The 22,575-nt window shown below is 71.6% G+C and carries 26 protein-coding genes; 14 read left to right on the top strand and 12 right to left on the bottom strand.

All coding sequences use genetic code 11. The features are described from left to right. Positions 1–1,743 carry a phytoene desaturase family protein gene (locus ACFQ58_RS01215; RefSeq protein ID WP_376948729.1) on the top strand — a complete coding sequence of 581 codons (1,743 nt, stop codon included), beginning with the start codon at positions 1–3 and terminating at the stop codon, positions 1,741–1,743. 49 nt (positions 1,744–1,792) lie between these two features. On the opposite strand, the gene ACFQ58_RS01220 is transcribed toward ACFQ58_RS01215, so the two are convergent. Continuing rightward, positions 1,793–2,197, bottom strand: a complete 405-nt coding sequence (locus tag ACFQ58_RS01220; protein ID WP_376948731.1) for a hypothetical protein — start codon at positions 2,195–2,197, stop codon at positions 1,793–1,795. A 69-nt stretch (positions 2,198–2,266) separates the two neighbouring features. On the opposite strand from ACFQ58_RS01220, the gene ACFQ58_RS01225 reads away from it, so the two are divergent. Further along, the gene (locus ACFQ58_RS01225) at positions 2,267–2,785 is read left to right on the top strand and encodes an SRPBCC domain-containing protein (RefSeq protein WP_376948733.1); all 519 of its coding nucleotides are present in this window, start codon (positions 2,267–2,269) and stop codon (positions 2,783–2,785) included. 65 nt (positions 2,786–2,850) lie between these two features. Further along, positions 2,851–3,891, top strand: a complete 1,041-nt coding sequence (locus ACFQ58_RS01230) for an AI-2E family transporter (protein WP_376948735.1) — start codon at positions 2,851–2,853, stop codon at positions 3,889–3,891. An 18-nt stretch (positions 3,892–3,909) separates the two neighbouring features. Here ACFQ58_RS01230 and ACFQ58_RS01235 read toward each other — a convergent pair whose 3' ends face one another. Beyond that, a complete protein-coding gene (locus tag ACFQ58_RS01235; protein ID WP_376948737.1) occupies positions 3,910–4,260 on the bottom strand; it encodes a hypothetical protein in 351 nt (116 codons plus the stop codon). A gap of 138 nt (positions 4,261–4,398) precedes the next feature. Between ACFQ58_RS01235 and ACFQ58_RS01240 the strand changes: the two genes are divergently transcribed. Beyond that, positions 4,399–4,881 (top strand): MarR family winged helix-turn-helix transcriptional regulator, encoded by a 483-nt coding sequence (locus ACFQ58_RS01240; RefSeq protein ID WP_376948739.1) that lies wholly within the window; start codon positions 4,399–4,401, stop codon positions 4,879–4,881. 15 nt (positions 4,882–4,896) lie between these two features. Here the strand turns inward: ACFQ58_RS01240 and ACFQ58_RS01245 are convergent, their stop codons facing one another. The 4 genes from ACFQ58_RS01245 to ACFQ58_RS01260 form a co-directional block, all read right to left on the bottom strand. Continuing rightward, positions 4,897–5,241: a hypothetical protein gene (locus tag ACFQ58_RS01245; protein ID WP_376948741.1), complete on the bottom strand. Its 345-nt coding sequence runs from the start codon at positions 5,239–5,241 to the stop codon at positions 4,897–4,899. A gap of 122 nt (positions 5,242–5,363) precedes the next feature. Next, entirely contained in the window at positions 5,364–5,924 is a 561-nt protein-coding gene (locus tag ACFQ58_RS01250; RefSeq protein ID WP_376948743.1) for an acyl-CoA thioesterase, read from the bottom strand. Positions 5,925–6,043: 119 nt separating this feature from the next. After that, entirely contained in the window at positions 6,044–7,243 is a 1,200-nt protein-coding gene (locus ACFQ58_RS01255) for a bifunctional 2-methylcitrate synthase/citrate synthase (RefSeq protein ID WP_376948745.1), read from the bottom strand. Between the two features lie 158 nt (positions 7,244–7,401). After that, complete coding sequence (locus ACFQ58_RS01260) at positions 7,402–8,940, bottom strand: MmgE/PrpD family protein (RefSeq protein WP_376948747.1); 1,539 nt, start codon at positions 8,938–8,940, stop codon at positions 7,402–7,404. A gap of 111 nt (positions 8,941–9,051) precedes the next feature. Between ACFQ58_RS01260 and ACFQ58_RS01265 the strand changes: the two genes are divergently transcribed. Together ACFQ58_RS01265 and sufU are read left to right on the top strand one after the other, a co-directional pair. Further along, the gene (locus ACFQ58_RS01265) at positions 9,052–10,356 is read left to right on the top strand and encodes an aminotransferase class V-fold PLP-dependent enzyme (protein WP_376948749.1); all 1,305 of its coding nucleotides are present in this window, start codon (positions 9,052–9,054) and stop codon (positions 10,354–10,356) included. Beyond that, on the top strand, positions 10,356–10,796 hold the full coding sequence (gene sufU / locus ACFQ58_RS01270) for a Fe-S cluster assembly sulfur transfer protein SufU (RefSeq protein ID WP_376948751.1): 441 nt from the start codon (positions 10,356–10,358) through the stop codon (positions 10,794–10,796). The genes ACFQ58_RS01265 and sufU overlap by 1 nt, the downstream gene beginning before the upstream one ends. Here sufU and ACFQ58_RS01275 read toward each other — a convergent pair. Then, on the bottom strand, positions 10,780–11,892 hold the full coding sequence (locus ACFQ58_RS01275; RefSeq protein WP_376948753.1) for an enoyl-CoA hydratase/isomerase family protein: 1,113 nt from the start codon (positions 11,890–11,892) through the stop codon (positions 10,780–10,782). The two genes, sufU and ACFQ58_RS01275, sit on opposite strands and share 17 nt — an antisense overlap. Positions 11,893–11,948: 56 nt before the next feature. On the opposite strand from ACFQ58_RS01275, the gene ACFQ58_RS01280 reads away from it, so the two are divergent. The 3 genes from ACFQ58_RS01280 to ACFQ58_RS01290 are packed head-to-tail and all read left to right on the top strand — an operon-like array spanning position 11,949 to position 13,293. Beyond that, positions 11,949–12,332, top strand: a complete 384-nt coding sequence (locus ACFQ58_RS01280) for a VOC family protein (protein ID WP_376948755.1) — start codon at positions 11,949–11,951, stop codon at positions 12,330–12,332. Positions 12,333–12,377: 45 nt separating this feature from the next. Next, complete coding sequence (locus ACFQ58_RS01285; RefSeq protein ID WP_376948757.1) at positions 12,378–13,016, top strand: LysE family translocator; 639 nt, start codon at positions 12,378–12,380, stop codon at positions 13,014–13,016. Positions 13,017–13,071: 55 nt separating this feature from the next. Further along, positions 13,072–13,293, top strand: coding sequence for a PLD nuclease N-terminal domain-containing protein (locus ACFQ58_RS01290; RefSeq protein WP_376948759.1), 222 nt, complete (start codon positions 13,072–13,074; stop codon positions 13,291–13,293). A 30-nt stretch (positions 13,294–13,323) separates the two neighbouring features. Here the strand turns inward: ACFQ58_RS01290 and ACFQ58_RS01295 are convergent, their stop codons facing one another. Continuing rightward, entirely contained in the window at positions 13,324–13,860 is a 537-nt protein-coding gene (locus ACFQ58_RS01295) for a YbhB/YbcL family Raf kinase inhibitor-like protein (protein ID WP_376948761.1), read from the bottom strand. 142 nt (positions 13,861–14,002) lie between these two features. Between ACFQ58_RS01295 and ACFQ58_RS01300 the strand changes: the two genes are divergently transcribed. After that, positions 14,003–14,902: a rhodanese-related sulfurtransferase gene (locus tag ACFQ58_RS01300; protein WP_376948763.1), complete on the top strand. Its 900-nt coding sequence runs from the start codon at positions 14,003–14,005 to the stop codon at positions 14,900–14,902. 3 nt (positions 14,903–14,905) lie between these two features. Here the strand turns inward: ACFQ58_RS01300 and ACFQ58_RS01305 are convergent, their stop codons facing one another. The 4 genes from ACFQ58_RS01305 to ACFQ58_RS01320 are packed head-to-tail and all read right to left on the bottom strand — an operon-like array spanning position 14,906 to position 18,642. Then, on the bottom strand, positions 14,906–16,018 hold the full coding sequence (locus ACFQ58_RS01305; protein ID WP_376948765.1) for a serine hydrolase domain-containing protein: 1,113 nt from the start codon (positions 16,016–16,018) through the stop codon (positions 14,906–14,908). A 29-nt stretch (positions 16,019–16,047) separates the two neighbouring features. Beyond that, on the bottom strand, positions 16,048–16,620 hold the full coding sequence (locus tag ACFQ58_RS01310; RefSeq protein WP_376948767.1) for a hypothetical protein: 573 nt from the start codon (positions 16,618–16,620) through the stop codon (positions 16,048–16,050). Next, positions 16,617–17,537, bottom strand: a complete 921-nt coding sequence (locus tag ACFQ58_RS01315; RefSeq protein WP_376948769.1) for an LssY C-terminal domain-containing protein — start codon at positions 17,535–17,537, stop codon at positions 16,617–16,619. The genes ACFQ58_RS01310 and ACFQ58_RS01315 overlap by 4 nt, the downstream gene beginning before the upstream one ends. 25 nt (positions 17,538–17,562) lie before the next feature. After that, the gene (locus tag ACFQ58_RS01320) at positions 17,563–18,642 is read right to left on the bottom strand and encodes a serine hydrolase domain-containing protein (protein WP_376948771.1); all 1,080 of its coding nucleotides are present in this window, start codon (positions 18,640–18,642) and stop codon (positions 17,563–17,565) included. Positions 18,643–18,700: 58 nt separating this feature from the next. On the opposite strand from ACFQ58_RS01320, the gene ACFQ58_RS01325 reads away from it, so the two are divergent. From ACFQ58_RS01325 to ACFQ58_RS01340, 4 genes are all read left to right on the top strand, one after another. Beyond that, positions 18,701–19,915: a cysteine desulfurase-like protein gene (locus ACFQ58_RS01325; RefSeq protein ID WP_376948773.1), complete on the top strand. Its 1,215-nt coding sequence runs from the start codon at positions 18,701–18,703 to the stop codon at positions 19,913–19,915. A 94-nt stretch (positions 19,916–20,009) separates the two neighbouring features. Next, a complete protein-coding gene (locus tag ACFQ58_RS01330) occupies positions 20,010–20,783 on the top strand; it encodes an isocitrate lyase/phosphoenolpyruvate mutase family protein (protein WP_376948775.1) in 774 nt (257 codons plus the stop codon). Between the two features lie 65 nt (positions 20,784–20,848). Continuing rightward, positions 20,849–21,745, top strand: a complete 897-nt coding sequence (locus ACFQ58_RS01335; protein ID WP_376948777.1) for an ATP-binding cassette domain-containing protein — start codon at positions 20,849–20,851, stop codon at positions 21,743–21,745. After that, positions 21,745–22,572 (top strand): ABC transporter permease, encoded by an 828-nt coding sequence (locus ACFQ58_RS01340; protein WP_376948779.1) that lies wholly within the window; start codon positions 21,745–21,747, stop codon positions 22,570–22,572. Before ACFQ58_RS01335 ends, ACFQ58_RS01340 begins: the two co-directional genes overlap by 1 nt. Positions 22,573–22,575: the final 3 nt, after the last annotated feature.

Raw genomic sequence — 22,575 nt, forward strand, 5'->3', positions numbered from 1 at the left:
ATGCCCACCGAAGCGCACCCCGCCGCCGACCCCGCCGACGCCGACCGCACCGCGGCCCCCTCCCCCGACCACGACGTCGTGATCGTCGGCGGCGGGCACAACGGACTCACCGCCGCCGCGTACCTCGCGCGCGCCAGCAAGCGCGTGCTGCTGCTCGAGCGCGACGACCACCTCGGCGGCGCGGCCGTCTCGGCGCAGGCGTTCGACGGCGTCGACGCGCGCCTCAGCCGGTACTCCTACCTCGTGAGCCTCATGCCGCAGCGCATCATCGACGACCTCGGCCTCGACGTGCGCCTCGTGCGCCGGCGCTTCTCGTCGTACACGCCCGACCCGCGCGACCCGAGCCGCGGGCTGCTCGTCGATGTCGAAGCGGATGCCGAGTCAGCGCGCGACGCGTTCGCCCGGGTCGGCGCGGCCGACGACGTCGACGCGTGGCAGGAGTTCTACTCCGACACCGCGCGCCTCGGCGAGGCGCTCTTCCCGACGCTGACCGAACCGCTGCCGACCCGCGACGAGGCGCGCGCGCTCGTCGGCGACGACCGCCTCTGGACCGAGCTCGTCGAACGCCCGCTCGGCGAGGCCATCGATGCGCGCTTCACCGACGACCTTGTGCGCGGCGTCGTCGCGACCGACGGGCTCATCGGCACGTTCACCGACCTCGGCGACGAGGCCCTCGACGCGAACCGCTGCTTCCTGTACCACGTGATCGGCGGCGGTACGGGTGACTGGGACGTCCCGGTGGGCGGCATGGGCGCGGTCACGTGCGAACTGGCGCGAGCCGGGCGCGAGGCGGGCGCGAGCCTGCGCACCGAGGCCGAGGTCACGGCGATCGACGCCGAGACCGGCGAGGTGCGCTGGGTCGAGGCCGGCAGCGAGCGGATGGCGCGCGCCCACGTCGTGCTCGCGAACGTCGCCCCGTTCGTGCTCGACCGCCTGGTGGCGAACCCGGCGGCCGCCGACGCGGCGCTCGCGACCGCCGACCCCGCAGTGGCGCCGCGCGACGAGGCGCCGTTCACCGCCGACGACGAGGTGCCGCTGCCCGAGTACGCCCGCCGTCGGGTCGAGCGGCTCGAGGTGCCCGAGGGCGCACAGGTCAAGGTGAACCTCCTGCTCACGCGCCTGCCGCGGCTGCTCGACGAGACCGTCCCGCCCGAGCAGGCGTTCGCGGGCACGTTCCACATCAACGAGCTCGGCACCCAGCTCGACGCCGCGTTCCAGCAGGCCGCGAGCGGCGAGCTGCCCGACCCGCTGCCGTGCGAGATCTACTGCCACACGCTGAGCGACCGGACCATCCTCGGCCCCGAGCTCGCCGACTCCGACGCGCAGACCCTCACGGTGTTCGGCCTGCACGTGCCCGACCGCCTCGTCGACCGCTTCGGCAATGACGAGCTGCGCGACCGGCTGCGCGACGCCGTGCTCGCTTCGCTCGACTCGGTGCTGGCCGAGCCGATCGCCGACGTGGTCGCGACGGATGCCGCGGGCCGCCCCTGCATCGAGGTGAAGACGACGCGCGACCTCGAGGAGGCGCTGAACATGCCCGGCGGCAACATCTTCCACGGGGCGCTGTCCTGGCCGTGGGCCGAGCCCGACGCCGAGCTCGGGACGCCGGCCGAGCGCTGGGGCGTCGCCACCGCGCACGCGCGCGTGCTGCTGTGCGGCTCGGGTGCGGTCCGCGGCGGTGCCGTGAGCGGCATCGGCGGCCACAACGCGGCCATGGCCGTGCTCGAGGGCGAGCTGCCGTGAGCCTGCGAGCCGGATGGCGCGACGCCGCGCCGCGCCATCCGCTCGTCGACTAGAAGACGAACATCTGGCCGAGCACCAGGATCGCGATCACGAACAGCGCCACCACGCCGCCGACGATCGCGAGCGCGCGGCCCGAGAGCTTCGCGACGCCGTAGCCCACGAGGATCGGGAGCGCGATCAGCATGAGCGTGACGACCCACCAGAACGCCTGGTAGCCCCCGGCCGTCGCCTCGGAGAGGCGACCCGCGAAGAGCTGCTGCGTGCGCGGGTTGGTCGCGAACGAGAATGCCGCGCTGAGCGGCACCGCGATCAGCGCGAGCACGATGATGCCCGCGAACCATCCCCACATCGTCTGGTGACCCTCGGGAAGGTGCAGTGCCTCCTCCTGCTGGGTCGTGGTCGTGCGTCCCCCGGAGGGGCGGCCGGTACGTGGCTTCGATCCAGAGCTGCCCATGCGCGTCACTCTAGCCCTGCGATGCCGCCCCGGTTAGCCTGAGGTCAGGACGACACGCAGGGGGCGACGATGACCATCACTCGGGCGACCGGCCACTACGTTCGCAAGGACGACGGGCTCTACCTCCAGTTCGACCGGCTCTTCCACGCTCCCATCGAGGAGGTCTGGTACTCGCTGACGAATCCGAACGCGATGCAGGCGTGGATCGGCACCTACACGGGCATCCCGTCGACAGGTGCGGTCAGGTTCCGGATGTCGGGCGACGAGGCCGAGTGGCGGAACGCCTCGGTGCTCCTGTGGGAGCCGCCGCATCGGGTGCGCGCCGATATCGGCGAGGACGAGTCCACGGTCCGGGTGTACTGCCACCTCCGCGAGGCCGGGGGCATGACGACGCTCACGCTCGGGCACCGGCTGCACACCGGCTCCGACGCCCCGGCCGTCGGGCCCCGCTGCGACTACTACCTCGACCGGCTGGCCGCGGTGCGGGCGGGGCGTGCCCTTCCCGAGTGGACCGACTACGACCCCGGGCTGGTCGACACGTACCGGGCGTTGCACGTGCCGGCGCCCGTGACGGAAGTCGGACGCTGAAGGCGATCAGCCGGCGCGCGCGCGAGGTGCGCGCCGACGCTCCCGATCCGGCGCCGACCGGCGGGATGATGGCGAACCGCCCGTTCGTGTGGGCGTTCATCGCCACCGCGGGCGTACTCGTGGCGCTGGCGATCGCGGCCGCGCTGCTGAGCCTGTCGGGCGTCGTGTTCTCGGTGTTCGCGGCGATCTTCATCACCCTCGGCCTCGATCCGCTGGTGCGGTGGTTCGAGAGGCATGGCATGCGCCGCGGGTTCGCGATCGTGACCGTGATCCTGTTGTTCGTGGTGGTGATCGCGGGCATGCTCTGGCTCCTCGTGCCGCTCGTGATCTCGCAGGCGGCGGCATTCATCGCGTCGCTGCCCGACCTGTACGCCAAGCTGCAGCAACAGGACTGGTACCAGGACGCCGTGTCGGGTTCGGGGGGTGTGATCGGCAACGTCTACGCCTGGTTCGTCGACCTCCTCGCCGATCCCACCACGTGGGCGACCATCGGCGGCGGTGCGCTCAACATCGGCATCGCCATCATCGGCGGGATCTCGTCGGGCTTCTTCATCTTCGTGCTGACGATCTACTTCACGGCCACGCTCGACACCTCGAAGGCCGCGATCTACACGCTCATCTCGGCATCGCATCGCGAGCGCGTCGTCGGCTATGCCGAGCGGATCATGCAGAACGTCGGCCGGTACCTCAGCGGGATGGTGATTCTCGCGTTCTTCAACGCGGTGTACAGCTTCATCCTGCTCACGCTCGTGGGCCAGCCGTTCGCGCTCGTCATCTCGGTCGCCGCGTTCTTCATCACGCTGATCCCGCTCATCGGCACCGTGTTGACCACCATCGTCATGACCGCGCTGTCGCTGTTCGTCTCGCCGACGGCAGCCCTCATCGTGCTGGTCGCCATGCTCGTCTACATGCAGGTCGAGGCCTACATACTGACACCGCGCGTGATGAGCAAGGCCGTGCAGGTGCCCGGCTCGATCGTCCTCATCGCCGCGCTGGCGGGTGGCACGCTCGCCGGGCTGCCCGGTGCGCTCGTCGCGATCCCCGTCGCGGCCGGCATCCTGCTCATCGTGAAGGAGGTCGTAGTGCCCTGGAAGGCTCGGACCTAGGCTCGCCGTCGCGACCGCTCAGCTGACTGCCGCGAGGACGGGAACCTCGACGGGCTCCTCGACGGAGACCTCGACGGAGTCGAGTTCGAGGACGACTCCGCGCACGGAGTTGGCGGCATCGGCGAGCTCGCGCAGCAGCCCGGCATCGAGAGCCGGGACCTCGGCTGAGTCGAAGACGAACCGCAACGGGATGGAGGGGTCGAGCCACAGCGTCGTACGGCCGCGGCGTGAGCCCGCCGGGGAGACCAACGAGAGCGTCAGCCGCTCCTTGCGCCGGAACTTCGTGGTCAACACCATCTTGACGTGAGCCAGGAGCGGGTCGGGGATGTCGACCGGCTCGCTGTAGCTGCCGTAGTACAAGGCGCCCATCGCCGTTCCTTCCGTCGGGTGCCCGGCGACGAGTCGTCGTGGGACGCATCGGACGGGCTGAGCCTCCAGTCTATCAGAGTTACTTCGGAAACTTAGATAAATATTCTAGAAATCAAGCTTCCGAGAGTTCCTGCTAGGGTGGCCCTGACCGCCGATCCAGAAGGAGGCCGGGAGGCCATGGAGTCGGGACGTCCGGATACTTCGTCCCTCGCAGAGGCGCTGCTGCGCTATGTCAACGCGCGGTCGGCAGCCCTCATCGAGGCGCGCCGCGTGCTGCGGATCAACGAGCTCGACGCCCGCGCCCTCCTGTTCGTCGCGGACCATCCGGGAACCCGCCCGGGAATGCTGTCCAGCTACCTCGGCATCAGCTCCGCGGGCGTCACCACCCTGATCGATCGCCTCGTGGAACGCGGCGCAGTCCGCCGTGACGTCGACGCGGCAGACCGGCGCGTCAACCGCCTCACCCTCACGATCGATCTCGCCGCGGCGCCCTGGTCGGAACTGACGAGGTTCGACGACGCCTTCAACGTGGCGGCGAACGCCGGCGACCTCGACGCCGGCCGGCAATTCGCGACGACGCTCGACGCCTTCACGGACGCTGCCACCGCAGCATCCAGATGACGTCCGGCGGCCCCGTCAGGCGGAATCGACGCCGACGAACGCGAGCGACTTCGCCTGCAGGAACGCGCACAGCGCGGAGACGACCGCGAGTTCCGCGGCGAGGTTGAGCACCGCCGGCGCATCCATCGTCACCGTCTCATCCCGGGGCTCCATGGTCACCTTCCAGCTGGGGGCCCCGAGGACCTCGGGCTGGATCGTGATGACCGTGGCCGCATTGACCAGGCGGACCGAGACGAGGCCCGTGTCCGCGCCGTCCGCGCCGTCCTGCTGGATGACCCTGAGGTCACCGCCGAAGTGGTAGCCGAGCTGATCGAACTCGTCCAGCCACGACTGGATCGTCCTCAGACTGCGAAACGGCATCCTGTCCTCCTCGCCCGACCGTTGCCTCGCGAGAGCAAGTATTCCGCGAATCGCCCGTTCTTCACAGGGGCCGGTTGCGCGATATCCGGCCCGAATCCATGTCGGCGGCCCGTCCGCGCGGGTCAGTGCCAGACGGATGGCGCGGCCGCGCGCGTCGCGGGCAGGGCCACATCCGCACCCCAGCGCTCGATCCACGCGGGCAGCTCGTCCTCCGCCGGCGGAGTGCCGAACGCCTCGACGAGCTCGGTCACCGGCACCGTGCCGCCGCCCTTGCGCAGGAACCGCGCGCGGATGAAACCTTGCGCGTAGACCTCGGGCGTGCCACCGGCCGCGGGCCGCACGAAGCGCTGCTCGACGTACACCGCCTTCTCGTCGTAGCCGACCAGCCGCGACTCGATCGTGAACCGCTGCCACAGGTTGAGCGACTTGCGGAACGTGATCGTCTCGCTCGCGACGACCGGGTACCAGTCCTTCGCGCGCATGATGCCGAAGACGCCGTTGCGCACGAGCATGTCGAACCGTGCGACATCCATGATCGAGAAGTACACGCCGTTGTTCATGTGCCGGTTGACGTCGAGGTCGGTCGGCAACGTGATGAACCGGGTGCGCGCGACCTCGTAGTGACCGAGGCTCGGCTTGCGCCGCGACAGGAGCAGCACGTGGAGCAGGGTGCGGAACAGCATGTGCATGATCCACGACTGTATGCCCGATCCGTCGTGGAAGTCTCCACCTTGGTGGTCGGGCACAGTGCGATGCCGGATGCCTAGGGGCGGCGTTGTGCGCAGCCGCGAAGCGGCGCGACTCAGGCGGCCGGCTCGCCCGATGCGTTGCCGCGCGGCGGCACGTGCCGCTCGTCGGGTCCGTTGTACACCGAGAGCGGGCGGATGAGCGCGTTCGCGGCGTTCTGCTCCATGACGTGCGCGGTCCACCCGGTGACGCGACTCGCCACGAACAGGGGCGTGAAGATCTCGGTGTCCCATCCCATGAGGTGGTAGGTCGGGCCCGCCGGGTAGTCGAGGTTCGGCTTGATGTGCTTGCGCTCCTCCATCGCCTGCTCGAGCGCGGTGTAGACCTCGAGGATGTCCGGGCGGTCGTAGTGCTCCACCATCCGCTCGAGCGCGTCGCGCATGGTCGGGACCCGCGAGTCGCCGTTCTTGTAGACGCGGTGCCCGAAGCCCATGATCTTGCGCTTCTCGGCGAGCGCGGCATCCAGCCAGGCGACCGCCCGATCGCCCGCGCCGTCGCCGAGGCCGATCTCGTCGAACGCGTGCATGACGGCCTCGTTCGCACCGCCGTGCAGCGCGCCCTTCAGCGCGCCGATCGCGCCGGTGACGGCCGAGTACAGGTCGGAGAGCGTCGACGCGATCACGCGGGCCGTGAAGGTGGACGCGTTGAAGGAGTGCTCGGCGTACAGGATCATCGAGGTGTCGAACGCGTTGACGACCTCGAGTTCGGGCGTCTCGCCGAACGCCTGCCAGAGGAAGTTGGCGGAGTACCCGAGGTCGAGCCGCGGCTCGACGAACTCGAGGTCGTGGCGACGGCGCTGGTCGTAGGTGACGATCGACGGCAGCTTCGCGAACAGGCGGATGGACTTCTCGAGGTTCGCCTCTGGCGAGTCGTCGGGGGTCGCCGGGTCGCTCCCGCCGATGACGCTGACGGCCGTGCGGACGACGTCCATGGGGTGCGCCGTGAGCGGCAGCTCGTCGACGATGCGCTTGGTCTCGTGGTCGAGGCCGCGATGGCTGCGCTCGAGCTCCTCGAAGGCGGCGAGCTGCGTGTCATCCGGGAGCTCGCCGTTCCAGAGCAGGTACGCGACCTCCTCGAAGGTGACGGATGCCGCGAGCTCCTGCACCGGGTAGCCGCGGTACAGCAGCGAGTTCGTCTCCGGGTTCACCTTCGAGATCGCGGTGTAGTCGACGGGCACGCCCGCCAGGCCCTTGAAGATCTGCGGCTGGAAGGCGGCCTCGGACGCGGGGGCCGCCTGCGGGGTCTGCTCGCTCATCGTGCTCCTCGTGGGATTCGGCGTCCGCTCCAGCGCGGTCGCTCCCCCAGCCTACGGCGCGGGCGCTGTCGGCGGCGATCACAGGAGATCCCGCGATCTGCAGGACCGAATCGCGTCCCTGCGCCCTGCGGATCGCCGATTCTCCTGTGATCCGATCGCTAGAACAGGCCGGTGGGGGGCTCCACGCCGTTGAGGGCGCCGGGGGCGGCGGTGAACGTGAGCTGGTGCAGCTCGTCGGGGCCGAGCTCGGGCAGCCGCTGCGCGACCTCCAGGAATCGGTCGATCTCGGCGGGCTCGAGCACCCATTCGGCGAGCGTGCGGAACTTCTCGACGTACTGCTCGCGACCGAAGGGCCGGGCGCCGAGGGGGTGGGCGTCGGCGACGGCGATCTCCTCGACGATCTCGTTGCCGTCGGCGAGGCGGATGACGACGCGCCCGCCGAACGCCTTCTCGCCGATGTCGAGCGAGTGGTAGCGCCGGGTCCACTCGGGGTCCTCGACGGTCGCGACCTTGCGCCAGAGCGTGACGGTGTCGGGGCGATGCGCGCGCTCGGGGGCGTACGAGTCGGCGTGGTGCCACGTGCCGTCCTGCAGGGCCACCGTGAAGATGTACGGGATCGAGTGGTCGAGCGTCTCGCGCGAGGCATCCGGGTCGTACTTCTGCGGGTCGTTCGCGCCCGAGCCGATCACGTTGTGGGTGTGGTGCGACGTGTGGATGGTGATCGAGTCGACGCGATCGGGGTCGTCGAGGATCAGCGGGTACTCGTCGTGGATCTTGCGCGCGAGGTCGATGAGCGCCTGCGCCTGGTACTCGGCCGAGTGCTCCTTGGTGTACGAGTCGAGGATGGCGCGCTTCGCCTCGCCTGCGTCGGGCAGGGGTACGTCGTACGTCGCCTCGGGGCCGCCGAGCAGCCAGGCGATCACTCCGTCCTCGCCCTCGTAGATGGGCACCGGGCTGGTCTCGCCGCGCATGGCCCGGTCGACCGCCTCGACCGCCATCTTCCCGGCGAACGCCGGCGCGTACGCCTTCCACGTCGAGATCTCGCCCTTGCGCGACTGCCGCGTGGCCGTGGTGGTGTGCAGCGCCTGCCCGATGGCCTGGAAGATCGTCTCCTGGTCGAGGCCGAGCAGCGTGCCGATGCCGGCCGCGGCCGACGGCCCGAGGTGCGCGACGTGGTCGATCTTGTGGGCGTGCAGCGTGATGGCCTTGACGAGGTCGATCTGGATCTCGTAGCCGGTCGCGATGCCGCGCACCAGGTCGCGCCCGGTGAGCCCGCGCGCCGCGGCGAGGTGCTGCGCGACCGCCACCACGGGCGGGATGTTGTCGCCCGGGTGCGAGTAGTCCGCGGCGAGGAACGTGTCGTGGAAGTCGAGTTCGCGCACGGCCACGCCGTTCGCCCAGGCGGCCCATTCGGGCGAGGTCCGCCGCGCGGCATCCGCCCCGAAGACCGTGGCGCCGTCGCCGCCGATCGACACCGGATGCGTCAGCGCCTGGCTGCGCGCGGCCACCACCGGCCGACGGGCGAGCGAGGCCGCCGCGACGGCCGCGTTGTCGATGACCCGGTTGACGACCATGTCGACGACCTCGTCGTCGACCTCGACGGGATCCGTCGCGACGGCCGCGAGCTGCCAGGCGAGCTGGCCCTCACGCGCGAGGTCCTCATCGCTCCGGTGGGTGCGCAGGTGGTGGGTCTTCACGGGCCCACGCTACCGAATGGGGTGCCGGATGTCGCGGCGCCGACGGTGCACGCGCTGCCCGGCCTTCCCCTCCCAGCCGTCCGTGCCCCCGCGCGTGAGACGATGGAGGGGATGACTCACACCGACGCCGACGCCGTCGGCGGCCGTCTGGTCCGCGACATCCGCCTCGACTTCCCCGCCTTCGCCTCGTCCGGCCACGACCGACCGACCGCGTACCTCGACTCCGCGGCCACGTCCCAGCGCCCCACGGCGGTGCTCGACGCGGAACGCGACTACCTCGAACACCACCTCGCCGCGGTGCACCGTGGCGCGAGTGCGGCGACCGGCGAGTCGACCACCCTCTTCGAGGACGGGCGCGCCGACGTCGCGCGCTTCGTCGGCGTCGGCGACCGCGAGATCGTGTGGGCGCAGAACGCGACGGACGCGCTGAACATGGTCGCGCTCGGCATCGCCGACGCGAGCGCCGGCATCGGCGGGCGGGATGCCGCGCGGTTCGCGCTGCAGCCGGGCGACGAGATCGTGCTCACCGAGGCCGAGCACCACGCCAACCTGCTGCCGTGGCAGCGCGTCGCGCAGCGCACGGGCGCCCGGATCGTGCCCGTGCGCGTCGACGAGCACGGGGTCTGGTCGATCGACGACCTCGCGGCGGTGCTCACCGAGCGCACGCGCATCGTCGCGTTCGCCGAGGTGTCGAACGTGACGGGCATGATCGCGCCGGTCGCCGAGATCGCCGAGATCGCCCACCGGCACGGCTCGTTCGTCGTGCTCGACGCATGCCAGTCGGTGCCGCACCGTCCCGTCGACTTCGCCGCGTACGGCGTCGACTTCGCCGCGTTCTCGGCGCACAAGATGCTCGGGCCCAACGGCATCGGCGTGCTCTACGGTCGCGAGGAGCTGCTCGACGCCCTGCCCCCGGCGCGCACGGGAGGATCGACGATCACGAAGGTGACGCTCGAGGAGGCGCACTTCCTGCCCGCGCCGCACCGTTTCGAGGCGGGCACCCAGGCGGTGTCGCAGGCGATCGGGCTCGCCGCCGCCGTGCGGTACCTCGAGGGCATCGGCATGGACGCCGTCGCCGCGCATGAAGAGGCCTTCGCCGCTCGGGTCGTCGACGGCGTCGCCGCGCTTCCGGGGGTCCGGATCGTGGGTCCGCAGCCCGGCGAGCGCCGCGCGGGCCTCGTGAGCGTCTCGGTCGACGGCGTGCACGCCCACGACGTGGGCCAGTTCCTCGACGAGGCCGGCATCGTCGTGCGCGTCGGCCACCACTGCGCGCAGCCGCTGCACCGTGCGCTCGGCATCACGGCGACCACGCGGGCGAGCGCGCACGTGTACACGACCGCCGACGAGGCCGACCGGTTCGTCAGCACGCTCGGCGAGGTACGCGGCTTCTTCGGCCTCGCGCGGGAGGCGTCCTGATGTCGGCACTCGAGGGCCTCTACCAGCAGATCATCCTCGACCACTCGAAGGAACGGCACGGCGACCACCTGCTCGAGGCCGCCGACGGCGAGCACCACGAGTTCAACCCGACGTGCGGCGATGAGATCACGGTGCGCGTGCGCCTCGACCCGGCGCACGAGCGCATCGACGAGGTCGCCTGGCAGGGCGACGGTTGCAGCATCTCGATGGCATCGGCGTCGGTGCTCACCGACCTCGTGCAGGGGCACTCGATCGACGACGCACTCGCGACGGCCGATGCGTTCCGCACCATGCTCCGCTCGAAGGGCGAGGGCGAGCCCGACGAGGACGTGCTCGGCGACGCCATCGCGTTCCACGGGGTCGCGAAGTACGTGATGCGCATCAAGTGCGCGATGCTCTCGTGGGTCGCGCTCGAGGCGGCGGTCAAGACCGCGCGGTAGCCTCGCGCTCCGGCCAGATGGGGTCGTGCCGCTGCTCGCTGAGCACACGCGTCGGCAAGGTCGGCGGCACGTCGTCGAGCGTGGGCGGGTCCCACCTCGGGTTGCGGTCCTTGTCGATCACCTGGGCGCGGATGCCCTCGTGGAGGTCGTGCTCGCCGATGAACCACGATACGGCGCGGAACTCCTGCTCGAGCGCCTCCTCGAGAGAGGACATCGATCGTGCGCGCCGCACCGCCTCGAGGGTGACCGAGAGCGCGGTCGGCGAGAGCGTCTCGAGTTCGTCGGCCGCAGCCGCCGCATAGGCGGATGCCGCGGCATCCGCCCGCCCCGAGCCATCCGCCCGGCCCTCGGCGAACGCACGCAGCCGCTCGATGACGCCGGACACGGTCGGCGCCGAGTAACAGGCGTCCACCCACGGTCGCGCGGCCGCGAGCGCCGACGGCCCCGGCGTCTCGTCGAAGAGCATGACGATCTCCCACGGCGTGCCGGGATCCGCACGCTCGGCGAACGCCTGCAGCAGGTGCGGGATCCGCTCGGATGGCACGAACGCGTCGGCGAAGCCCGCGTGGATGGCGTCGGCCGCGTCCATCGTCCGCGAGTTCAGCGCGAGGTGCGTGCCGAGCTCGCCCGGCGCGCGTCCGAGCAGCCACGTGCCGCCGACGTCGGGCGTGAACCCGATGCGCGTCTCGGGCATCGCGACGCGCGAGCGCTCGGTCACGATGCGGATGCGCGCATGGCCGGCGAGCCCGATGCCGCCGCCCATGGTGATGCCGTCCATGATCGCCACGACGGGCTTCGGGTAGTGCGCGATGGCCGAGTTCAGCCGGTACTCGTCGCGGAAGAACCGCAGCGCCTCGGCGACGTGCCCCGCCGTCGTGTAGCCGTAGAGCTCGCGCACGTCGCCGCCGGCGCAGAACCCGCGCTCGCCCGCGCCATCCATCACGACCATCGACACCTCGGGGTCGTGCCGCCACGCGTCGAACACCGCGGTGAGCGCGCGGATCATCTCGTAGCTCAGGGCGTTGAGGGCCTGGGGGCGTTCGAGCGTGATCCGGCCGACGCCGTCGGCCGTGCTCGCGGAGATGTGCTCGCTCACCCTGCCACGCTAGCGGCATCGATCGGCAGGGCGTAGCGTCGCCCGCGGGAGGGGTCATGATCGAATCCGCATTCCCCATCGTCGAGGTGCCCGACATGGATGTCGCGCTGCGCTTCTACCGCGACGCCCTCGGCGCGACCGTGGTGTTCCGGAACCCCGCCGACGGCGATCCCGTGTTCCTGATCCTGCAGGCCGGCTCGTCGCAGCTCGGACTCGGCCTCGCCGAGAACGGGACCGCGGGCGAGGGGGCAGGGATGCTGCTCTGGTTCTACGTCGACGACGTCGACCGTGCCACGTCGTCGCTGGAGTCGGCGGGCTACCTCGTCATCGAGCGGCCGTATGACGCGCCGTGGGGCGAGCGCGTCTCGATGGTGTCCGACCCGTTCGGCACGCGCGTCGAGCTGGGGCAGCCGATCGCCCCGCAGCCCGACGAGGAATGACGCCCGGCCCGGGCGGGCCGCGCAGGGCGGGAGTACGATCCTCGAATGGTCCCCGCATCCAACTTCTGGGCGTTCGTGCTCGCCTCGGTGGTGCTCATCGTCATCCCGGGACCCAGCGTGCTGTTCGTCATCGGCCGCTCGCTCGCGCTCGGCCGCATCGGCGGACTGCTCAGCGTCGTCGGCAACGCGATCGGCATGCTCCCGCTTGTGGCGGCCGTCGCGCTCGGCGTGGGCACCGTGGTCGCCCAGTCGGTGCTGCTGTTCACGGGCATCAAGATCGCGGGCGCCATGTACCTCGTCTACCTCGGCGTGCAGGCGATCCGTCATCGAGCGGATGCCGCGGCCGCCGTCACGGGCGCCGTCGCGCCGCGTTCCCCGTGGCGCCTGCTCGGCGAGGGATTCGTCGTCGGCGTCACCAACCCCAAGACGATCGCGTTCTTCGTCGCCGTCCTCCCCCAGTTCGTCGACTTCCACGCCGGAGCGATCCCGCTGCAGATGGCCTCGCTCGGCACGGCGTTCGTCGTGCTCGCGCTCGCGTGCGACTCGGTCTGGGCGCTCGCAGCGGGGTGGGCGCGCGACTGGTTCGCATCGTCGCCGCGGCGCGCGTCGCACCTGGCCGCGACGGGCGGCGTCATGATGATCGGCCTCGGCGGCGTGCTCGCGCTGTCGGGCAACAAGCACTAGTCGGAAGGTCGTCGGAAGGTCGTCGGAAGGTCGTCGGCAGGGAACGGAGGATCCCATGGCAACCGCGAAGAAGTGGAGCGACTACTCCCCGCAGCAGAAGTCCCGCGCGATCGTCTCGGTGGCGATCCAGCTCGTGCTCGCGGGACTCGCATGGAGCGACCTGGCGAAGCGGCCGGCCGACGACGTGAACGGACCGAAGCCGGTGTGGGCCATCGTCATCATGGTGAACTTCATCGGCCCGGTCGCGTACTTCCTGTTCGGCCGGCGCCGCGACTGACGGGCGCCGCGACGGTCGGCTTCGGCAGGCTCAATCGCGGTTCGCGGTGCCCATGAGGATGCCGCGCGCGAGCCCGTGGAAGAAGCAGCGGATGCCGAGGATCGCGGGCGACGATTCCGGGTCCAGGTCGAGGCTGGGCACGTCGAGCGCGTGCACGACGAACACGTACCGATGCACTCCGGTGCCGCGAGGCGGACCCACCCCGCCGAAGCCGCGGTCGCCGTCCTCGTTGCGGAGCACGAGCGAGCCGTCGGGCAACGCCGGGCCGCCCGTCCCGCCCGCTCCGGCCTCGAGGCTCGTCGTCGTCAGCGGCAGGTTCGCGACGGCCCAGTGCCACCACCCCGAACCGGATGGCGCGTCGGGATCGAGGCACGTCACGGCGAAGCTGCGCGTCCGCTCGGGGAAGCCCGACCACGACAGCTGGGGCGAGCGGTCCACGCCGCCCGCGGCCGTGCTCCACTGCGGGCGCGCGAGCGCGCCGCCGTCGTCGAAGTCGGCGCTCGTCACGTGGAACGCCTCCACGGGGCGAAGCTTCTGCAGCGCAGCATACGGGTCCACGTCGAGCATGGTCGATCCTCCTCGTCGGTCGTCCGTCGGCTCGTCCGGTCGCCTCTCGCCGTCGCGGTCAGGCTACGTCGGGCGGCGCCGTGCCGCCCGAGCACACGCCGCGACGCGGCATCCGCTCAGACGATCGCCCTAGGATCGCCGGGTGCCGCTCGCCAAGATCCTGCTCTTCTACGTCTTCACGCCGCTCGCCGACCCCGACGCGATCCGGCTGTGGCAGCGCGACCTCGCGGACTCCCTCGGGCTCCGCGGCCGCCTGCTCATCTCGAAGGACGGGCTCAACGGCACCCTCGGCGGCGAGATGGGCGCGCTCAAGCGGTACGTGCGCAAGACCCGCGACTATCCCCAGTTCAAGGCCATCGACTTCAAGTGGAGCGAGGGCAGCGGGCTCGACGACGAGGGTCGCAGCCTCGACTTCCCGAAGCTCAGCGTGAAGGTGCGCGACGAGATCGTCTCATTCGGCGCGCCCGGCGAGCTGCGCGTCGACGAGTCGGGCGTCGTCGGCGGCGGCGCGCGCCTCAGCCCCGATGCGCTGCACGAGCTCGTCGCGGAGCGCGGCGACGAGCTCGTGTTCTTCGACGGGCGCAACGCGCACGAGGCCGAGATCGGTCGGTTCCGCGGCGCGATCGTTCCGCCGGTCGAGACGACCCGCGACTTCGTCGGCCTGCTCGATTCGGGCGCGTACGACCACCTCAAGGGCCGGCCGGTCGTGACGTACTGCACGGGCGGCATCCGGTGCGAGGTGCTGTCGAGCCTCATGGCGGCGCGCGGCTTCGGCGAGCTCTACCAGCTCGACGGCGGCATCGTGCGCTACGGCGAGCGCTTCGGCGACGACGGGTTGTGGGAGGGCTCGCTGGTCGTGTTCGACGGCCGCGAGTCGGTCGACTTCAGCAAGCGGGCCGCGGTCATCGGCACGTGCGAGGGCTGCGGGGTGCCGTCCAAGAACACCGTGAACTGCGCGGATGCCTCGTGCCGCGGCCGGCTCGTGCGCTGCGAGGCGTGCGGCCCCGCGCACTGCGCGCGCCACGTGGCATCCGTCGCCTGACGCTCAGCCCTCGGCGAGGGACAGGAGCGTTCGGGCCACCCCGGTCGCCGAGCCGTCAGCGCGGTTGACGAGGATGACCGCGGCGGTCCCCGCGGTGAGATCGATGACGAGCGAGCTTCCGAATCCCGCCGTCATGCCGTCGTGCTCGACGAATCGGTGGCCGCCCTCGTCGGTGACGCCCCAGAAGTAGCCGATCGAGCCGCCGTCGAGTCCGGGGCGCGGCTCGAGTGCGGCGCTGTCCGCGAACGGGCCGTCGATGACGGCGGCCGCGTAGGCCACGAGGTCGTCGACGGTCGCGGCGATGCCGCCGGCCGGGGCGTACGCACCGAGCGTGGACGGCTCGGCCGGCGCGCCATCCGCCGTTCGACCCTGCGCGAGCCCGGCGGGCACCTCGTCGTCCTCGACTGGCAGCGATGCACCGTCGAGCGCGAGCGGTTCGAGGATCCGCTCGGTGAGGAGGTCGCGATACTCCGTGCCGGCGGCCGCGGCGAGGGCCTGGCCGACGAGCGCGGCGCCCATGTTGGAGTACATGGGCTCCGGTTCGGGCGGCAGCGTCTCGGCGGCCGCCTCCGCGAGGAGCTCGTCGACGCTCTCGTCGATGACGTCCTCGCCCGCGAGGAATCCGGGCTCGATGCGCTCGCGCCAGGCAGGGTCCGACGGGAACGTCGGCAGGCCCGAGCGGTGGGCCGCGAGGTCGCCGAGGGTCACGGATACCGCGGGCGACGTGCCGAGGTCGAGGTGCTCGCCGAGCGTGTCGTCGAGTTCCACCTCACCGCGCTCGATGGCCTCCGCGAGCAGGAGCCCCGTGAACGTCTTCGTGATCGATCCCGTCTCGAACACGGTGTAATGCGATGCGTCGATGAAGGCGGTGCGCACCTGGTCGCCGTCGAGCAGCGCCACCGCGACCACGTCATCGGGCTGGGTGAAGGACGGTCGGATCGCTCGCAGCAGCGCGTCGTCGCCCGTGGGACCGGCGGCGGTGCCGCCGTCCGCCTCCGCCCCCGCCTCCGCCTCCGCCTCCGCCTCCGGCGACATCGCGCTGCATCCGCTCGTCATCATCACCGCCATCGCCGCCGTGGCCACGCCCGCCAGCAGCCGCCCCCGCATCGCACGCATGGACGCCATCGTAGGAGAGCGCCGGTGCATCACGGGGGTGCGACGCGGCGCGGCCGGGCGAAGCCGCGCGTGCGGCGGGCGAACGAGCGTGCCTCGCGGCTGGACAGGGCGAGCAGGATCAGGATGTCGAGCGCGACCGTGAGGAACGTCGTCTTGATCGTGACCTCGACGTCGCCGGTGATGGAGTCGAGGGCCGCGATGGTGATGTTCGCGGTCGAGAACAGCATGACCGTGATGCGCGCACCGTTGCTGCCGAACCAGATGAGCACGGCGAGCGCGAGCTGGACCACGAGGATGATCGCCCCGACCACCAGGACGAGCGTCAGCCCAGCGTCGACGGCCGCGGCCTCGGGACGCCCCTCGATCGCGATGTCGAGCTCGTGCTCGACCACCTCGTCCCACTGGGCCGCCAGCGACACCAGCCAGATCACGCCGGCGATCACGCGCAGCACCACGAGCACCGTGCCGAACGCGGTCGCCGCCGGCCGGCGGACGCGCTCGAGCGGCGGCTCGCGCTCGGCCAGTCGCGCCGGCGGCTCGAAGGCCGTGCGCTTCTCGACCGAGGTGGGCCCGGTGGGCGCGCCCCGCCCGCGCCGGCTCACGGGACCGCCTCCGTGCGAGCGTCGGCGCCCGCATCGGCCACCGCCCTGACGTCGACCACCGGGAGGTCACCGTCCGTGCGGATGGTGTCCCCGCCGCCGTTGCGCGAGTGGTACCCCGTCGAGAAGTCCCGGAGCACGTCGATCCGCACCGCGGGCGCTGCGGCGGTGAGCGTCGCGATGATGTGGTCGCGTTCGATGTCGATGTCGGCGTCGATCTTGTGCGTGACCTGGAGCGTGAAGAGCGAGAAGCCGACCGCCCGATCGAACGTGCCCGCCGCGAGCCAGTCCACGCGCCGTCCGCCGGGGAGGAGCCAGCCGTCGGGCGTCCGCCAGAACCGAACGTGATGCCGCCTCGCCGGGTTGCCCTCGACCTCCTGCTGGTACGCGAAGTCCTGTTGCCGCGCGAACAGGAACAGCGGGCTGACCGGTGCCTCGTCGTAGCTTCGGCGCGACAGCGTCGACGTGACGATGCGCCATCCCGACGCCAGCGTCACGTCGTCGGCGCGCGTCCACCCGGCCGCGCGCATCGCCACGTGCAGGGAGCCCTCGGGGCCGTCGAACGCGAGGTTCACGGGGTCGCCGAGGAGGCCGTCGCTCGTGCGCGTGCGGCCGATGAAGTAGTCCGGAACATAGATGGTGGTGAGGATCCGATGCAGGCGCGGCAGCACGAGGTAGGCCAGCACGAGCCAGAAGACGATGAAGAACAGGATGCCGAACCATCCGAACTCGAACGACTGCGTCAGCAGGAGCCACGCGAGCCACACGGACGCGACGCCGGCGTACACGAAGAAGAACCCGTCGAGGATCGTCGTGAACGACGTGCGCGGCGGCAGCTCGGGCGGAGGGCGCTCGTCGACGACCGCCGTCGGCCGCCCGGCACCGCCGTCACCTTCGCCCGCAGGCCCCACCCCCTGCATGCCTGCATGCTAACCCGCAGCGGGTTCAGTCGCCGATCGCCGCCAGGAGCGGCCGCACGTGCGACCGCGGCCAGGCCTCCTCGGCGTTCGAGAGCAGCACCGCGGCGGTCCCGTGGTCGGGGTCGACCAGCACGGCAGCGGTGAAGCCGTTGCCCTCACCCACGACGTACACGGCATCGCCCTCCGACGTCTCGATCCGCTCCCAGAACAGTCCGATCTGGACCTGCGGCCAGCGCGTCCGCTCGATCGGCTCGAACGCGCCGCTGTCGGCGAACGGGCCTTCGAGGATGGCTCGGGCGAGCGCGATGATGTCGGCGAGCGTCACGACCACGCCGACCGCGGGCGAGTACGCGCCGCTGCCGACCGGCCCCATGCGGCGTCCGCGGCGATCGTGTCCCTGTGCCAGGCCGTCGGGCATGAGGTCCACGGACTCGGCCACCACGGCGCCGGTCATGCCCGCCGGAACGAGCACCCGCTCCTCGAGCAGGTCGGCGAACCGCACTCCCGTGGCTGCGGCGAGCGCCTGCCCCACCAACGCGGCGTCGAAGTCGCTCACGTTGAAGTCGAGCTGGGGCACGAGGTCGATCGCCTCGACGCGTCGGAGGAGTTCATCGAGCCCGCCCCGGTCCGATCCGGCGAGTTGCGCGCCCGGTGACGCCGGCGGTTGCCGCGCCCCGGGTGCGAGCGGGTCCTGCGGGAGCCCGGAGTGGTGGGTCGCGAGGTCGCGCAGCGTCAGCTCGGCGGCGGGGGCGTCGTCGAGGTCGAGGTAGGTGCTGACGGGATCGTCGAGCGTCGCCTCGCCGCGCGCGATCGCGTCCTGGAGCAGGAGCCCGGTCAGTCCGCGGGCGGCCGAGCCGAGGTCGAAGCGCGTCGAGTCGTCGGCCGACACGAACGCGGTCCGCACGTCGTCGCCGTCGATCACGGCCAGCGCGACACGGTCCGCCGCGTCGGTGTAGGTCTCACGCGCGAGCTCGAGGAGCGCCGCGTCGCCGGAGAGCAGCTGGTCGTACGGCGGGCCGTAGAGGCATCCGCTCATCGCGGCGATGACGCCGACCGCGACGACCGTGAACCGGATGCGTGGGTGCGCCACGCGGCGCGTGGGCATGCCCGCATGCTACTCCGCTCGACTTCGTGTCGCCCGGGCGTCGCTAGGCTTCCGGACCATGGCCTACGACGTCGCGCGCATCCGCTCCTGGTTCCCCTCGCTCGAGTCCGGATGGGCGCAGTTCGACGGCCCCGGGGGCACGCAGACGCCCCGGCAGGTCGGCGACGCCGTGGCATCCGTGCTCACCGGCCCGCTGTCGAACCGCGGCACGATCGGCCTGTCCGAGCAGCGCGCCGAGGAGGCCGTGCACGGGTTCCGCCTCGCGATGGCCGATCTCGTCGACGGGGATCCGCGCGGCATCGTGCAGGGCCGCAGCAGCACGCAGCTCGTGTACGACTTCTCGCGCCACCTGTCGCGAGACTGGAACGCGGGCGACGAGGTGGTCGTGACGCGCCTCGACCACGACTCGAACGTGCGCCCGTGGGTCCAGGCCGCCGAGCGTGCCGGCGCGACGGTGCGCTGGGCCGACTTCGACCCTGAGACCGGCGAGCTGCCGGTCGAGGCGGTGACCGGTCTGCTCTCCGACCGCACGCGCCTCGTCGCAGTGACTGCCGCGTCCAACCTCGTGGGCACGCAGCCCGACCTGCCGGCCATCGCGTCGGCGGCGCACGAGGCCGGTGCGCTGCTCTTCGTCGACGGCGTGCACTACACGGCGCACGAGCTGCCCGACATCTCCGCGCTCGGCGCCGACTTCTTCACGTGCTCGCCCTACAAGTTCCTCGGCCCGCACTGTGGCGTGCTCGCCGCCCGCCCCGAGCTGCTCGAGACGATCACGCCCGACAAGCTGCTTCCGGCCACGAACGCCGTGCCCGAGCGCTTCGAGTTCGGCACACTGCCGTACGAGCTGCTGGCCGGCGTGACCGCCGCGGTCGACGTGCTCGCCTCGCTCGACCCCGACACGACGGATGGCGCGAGCTCGCGTCGCGAGCGGCTCGTCGCGTCGTACGCCGCGCTGCACGAGCACGAGGCGGCGCTCGCCGCTCGCCTCGCCGAGGAGCTCGCCACCCTCCCGGACGTCACCGTGTGGTCGCGCGCCGCCCGTCGCACGCCGACGGTGCTGATGACGTTCGACGGACGGGACGCGGAGGACGTGACGCGGCGGCTCGCCGAGGAGGAGCGCGTGCTCGCGCCATCCGGCAACTTCTACGCCCTCGAGGCATCGCGGCGACTCGGTCTCGGCGATGACGGCGGCCTGCGCGTGGGGCTCGCCCCCTACACCGACGAGAGCGACCTGGAGCGACTGCTCGACGGGCTCCGCGGCGCGCTCGCCTGACGAGCGGAGGATTTCCTCCCATTGCGGGCCCGAATCGCGGTGACTGCGGCGTATCCGCTCGGTGCGGGCGCCGTCCGCACCCTAGTCTGAAGGCATGACCCTCGCCGATCGGGCGGCCGAGTTGCGCCGTCTGCACACCGATGACGACCTGTTGCAGGTGGTGAACGTGTGGGATGTCATCGGCGCCACGGTGGTGGCCGACCTCCCGCAGACCCGGGCGATCGCGACTGCCAGCAAGTCGATCGCCGCGTCCTTCGGCTACGCCGACGGCGAGCAGATCCCGCGCGACCTCATGCTCGACATGGTCGGCCGCATCGCCCGCGCGGTAGAGGTGCCCGTCAGCGCCGACCTCGAGGCCGGCTACGGCGACCCGGCCGAGACGATCCGCCGCGCCATCGGGCACGGCGTCGCGGGCGCCAACCTCGAGGACCAGCTGAAGCCGCTCGCCGAGTCCGTCGCCGCCGTCGAGGCCGCGGTGGCGGCCGCCGAGGCCGAGGGCGTGCCCTTCGCGCTCAACGCGCGCACCGATGCGTTCCTCCCCAACGGCCACCGCCCTCGCGCCGAACGAGTCGTCGACGCGATCGAGCGGGGCCGCGCGTACATCGAGGCGGGCGCCACGTGCGTGTTCGTGCCGGGGAACTTCGGCGAGGACGTCGTCGCCGAGCTCGTCGAGGGCATCGGCGTTCGGCGAGTGTCCGTCATCGGCCTGCCCGACATCCCGCCGCCCGACCGGCTCCAGGAACTCGGCGTCGCCCGTGTCTCGTACGGACCGCAGACCCAGCGCGTGAGTCTCGGTGCCCTGCAGGACCTCGCTGCGATGCTCTACGCCGGGGGCGTCCTGCCCGACGGCATCCGAGCACTGAGCTGACCGCAACGCGGCCCGACCCGCACGACCCGAACCCGATTCCCGACAGGGGCGAGCCGAGGAGGCACATGACCGCCGGCATACCGATCGAGATCACCGGACTGACGAAGCGCTTCGGCGCCGTGACCGCGGTGGAGGACCTCTCCTTCACGGTCGAGCCCGGCCGCGTGACCGGCTTCCTGGGCCCGAACGGCGCCGGCAAGACCACGACGCTGCGCACGCTGCTCGGCCTCGAGCGCGCGACCGCGGGCACCGCCACGATCGGCGGCGCACGCTACCGCGACCTGCCCCGCCCGCTCGAGACGGTGGGTGCCGCGCTCGACGCCGCGTTCCACCCCGGCCGCACCGCGCGCAACCACCTGCGCGTGACGGCGACCGCGGGCGGCATCCGGCGGAACCGGGTGGACGCCGTGCTCGCCCAGGTCGGCATGAGCGAGTTCGCCGACCGTCGCGTGGGCGGCTTCTCCCTCGGCATGCGGCAACGGCTCGCCCTCGCGACGACGCTGCTCGGCGACCCGCGCGTGCTCGTACTCGACGAGCCGATCAACGGACTCGACCCCGAGGGCATCCGCTGGATCCGCGGCTTCCTCCGCAGCCTCGCCGCCGAGGGCCGCACCGTGCTCGTCAGTTCGCACCTGCTGAGCGAGGTGCAGCAGTCGGTCGACGACGTCGTCATCATCTCGCGCGGGCGCCTGGTCAAGGCCGGCTCGCTGGCCGAGCTGGAATCCGAGGTCTCGCCGCGCACCGTGATCGAGTCGCCCGACCGCGCGCGGCTGGCTGCCGCACTCGACCAGGCGGGGCTCGAGTACATCGAGGACCACGACGGGCTGCTCGTGTCCGAACCCGATCCCGCCGTCGTCGGGCATGCCGCGTTCGTCGGCGGAGTGGAGGTGAGCGCCCTGCACCGTCAGGCTTCGGGCCTCGAGGAATCGTTCCTGGCGCTCGTGAACGGGGGTGCGCAGTGATGGCCTTCGCGCGATCGCTCGCCGCCGAGTTCGAGAAGGTGTTCACCACGCGCATGTGGTGGCTCCTGGCGCTCATCCTCGTCGCCTACGTGGCGACGATGGCGGGCGGGTTCGGCGCGTTCCTCGGCTGGGCGACCGAGAATCCGGATGCCGCAGCGTCGACCGGCGGCACGGGGCTTCCGCCCGGCATCGACCTCGCCCCGCTCCTCTACAGCTTCGCGTCGTCCGTCGGGTACGTGTTCCCCGTGCTGATCGGCGCACTCGCGGTGACGTCGGAGTTCCGGCACCGCACGCTGACGACGACCTTCCTGGCCGAGCCGCACCGCTCGACCGTGCTCTCGGGCAAGTTCTGGACCGGGCTGGTCGTGGGCGCCCTCTTCGGCGTCATCGGCTTCGCGACCTCTGTCGGCGCCGGCGCGGCCGCACTCGCCGCATTCGGGTTCGACACCGGGCTCGACTCGAGCGACACGTGGGCGCTCATCGGCCGCGGCATCCTCGCGATGGCGTTCTGGGGCGCGATCGGCGTCGGCCTCGGCTCGCTCGTACCGAACCAGGTCGCGGCGATCGTCATCGTGATCGCGTTCACGCAGTTCGTCGAGCCGGTGCTGCGGCTCGTCAGCTCGCTGAACGAGGTGACGGCGAATGTCGGGCGGTTCCTCCCGGGCGCAGCGAGCGATGCGCTCGTGGGCGCGTCGTTCTACAACGTCGCCTCGCTCGGCTCGACCGACTCGCTCGAGTGGTGGCAGGGCGGACTCGTGCTGCTCGGCATCGCCGTCGTCGCCACCGTGATCGGCGGCGCCACGACCTGGCGGCGGGACGTCTCGTAGGCA

The organism is Agromyces sp. NPDC056523 (assembly GCF_042794545.1).
Classification (GTDB): domain Bacteria; phylum Actinomycetota; class Actinomycetes; order Actinomycetales; family Microbacteriaceae; genus Agromyces.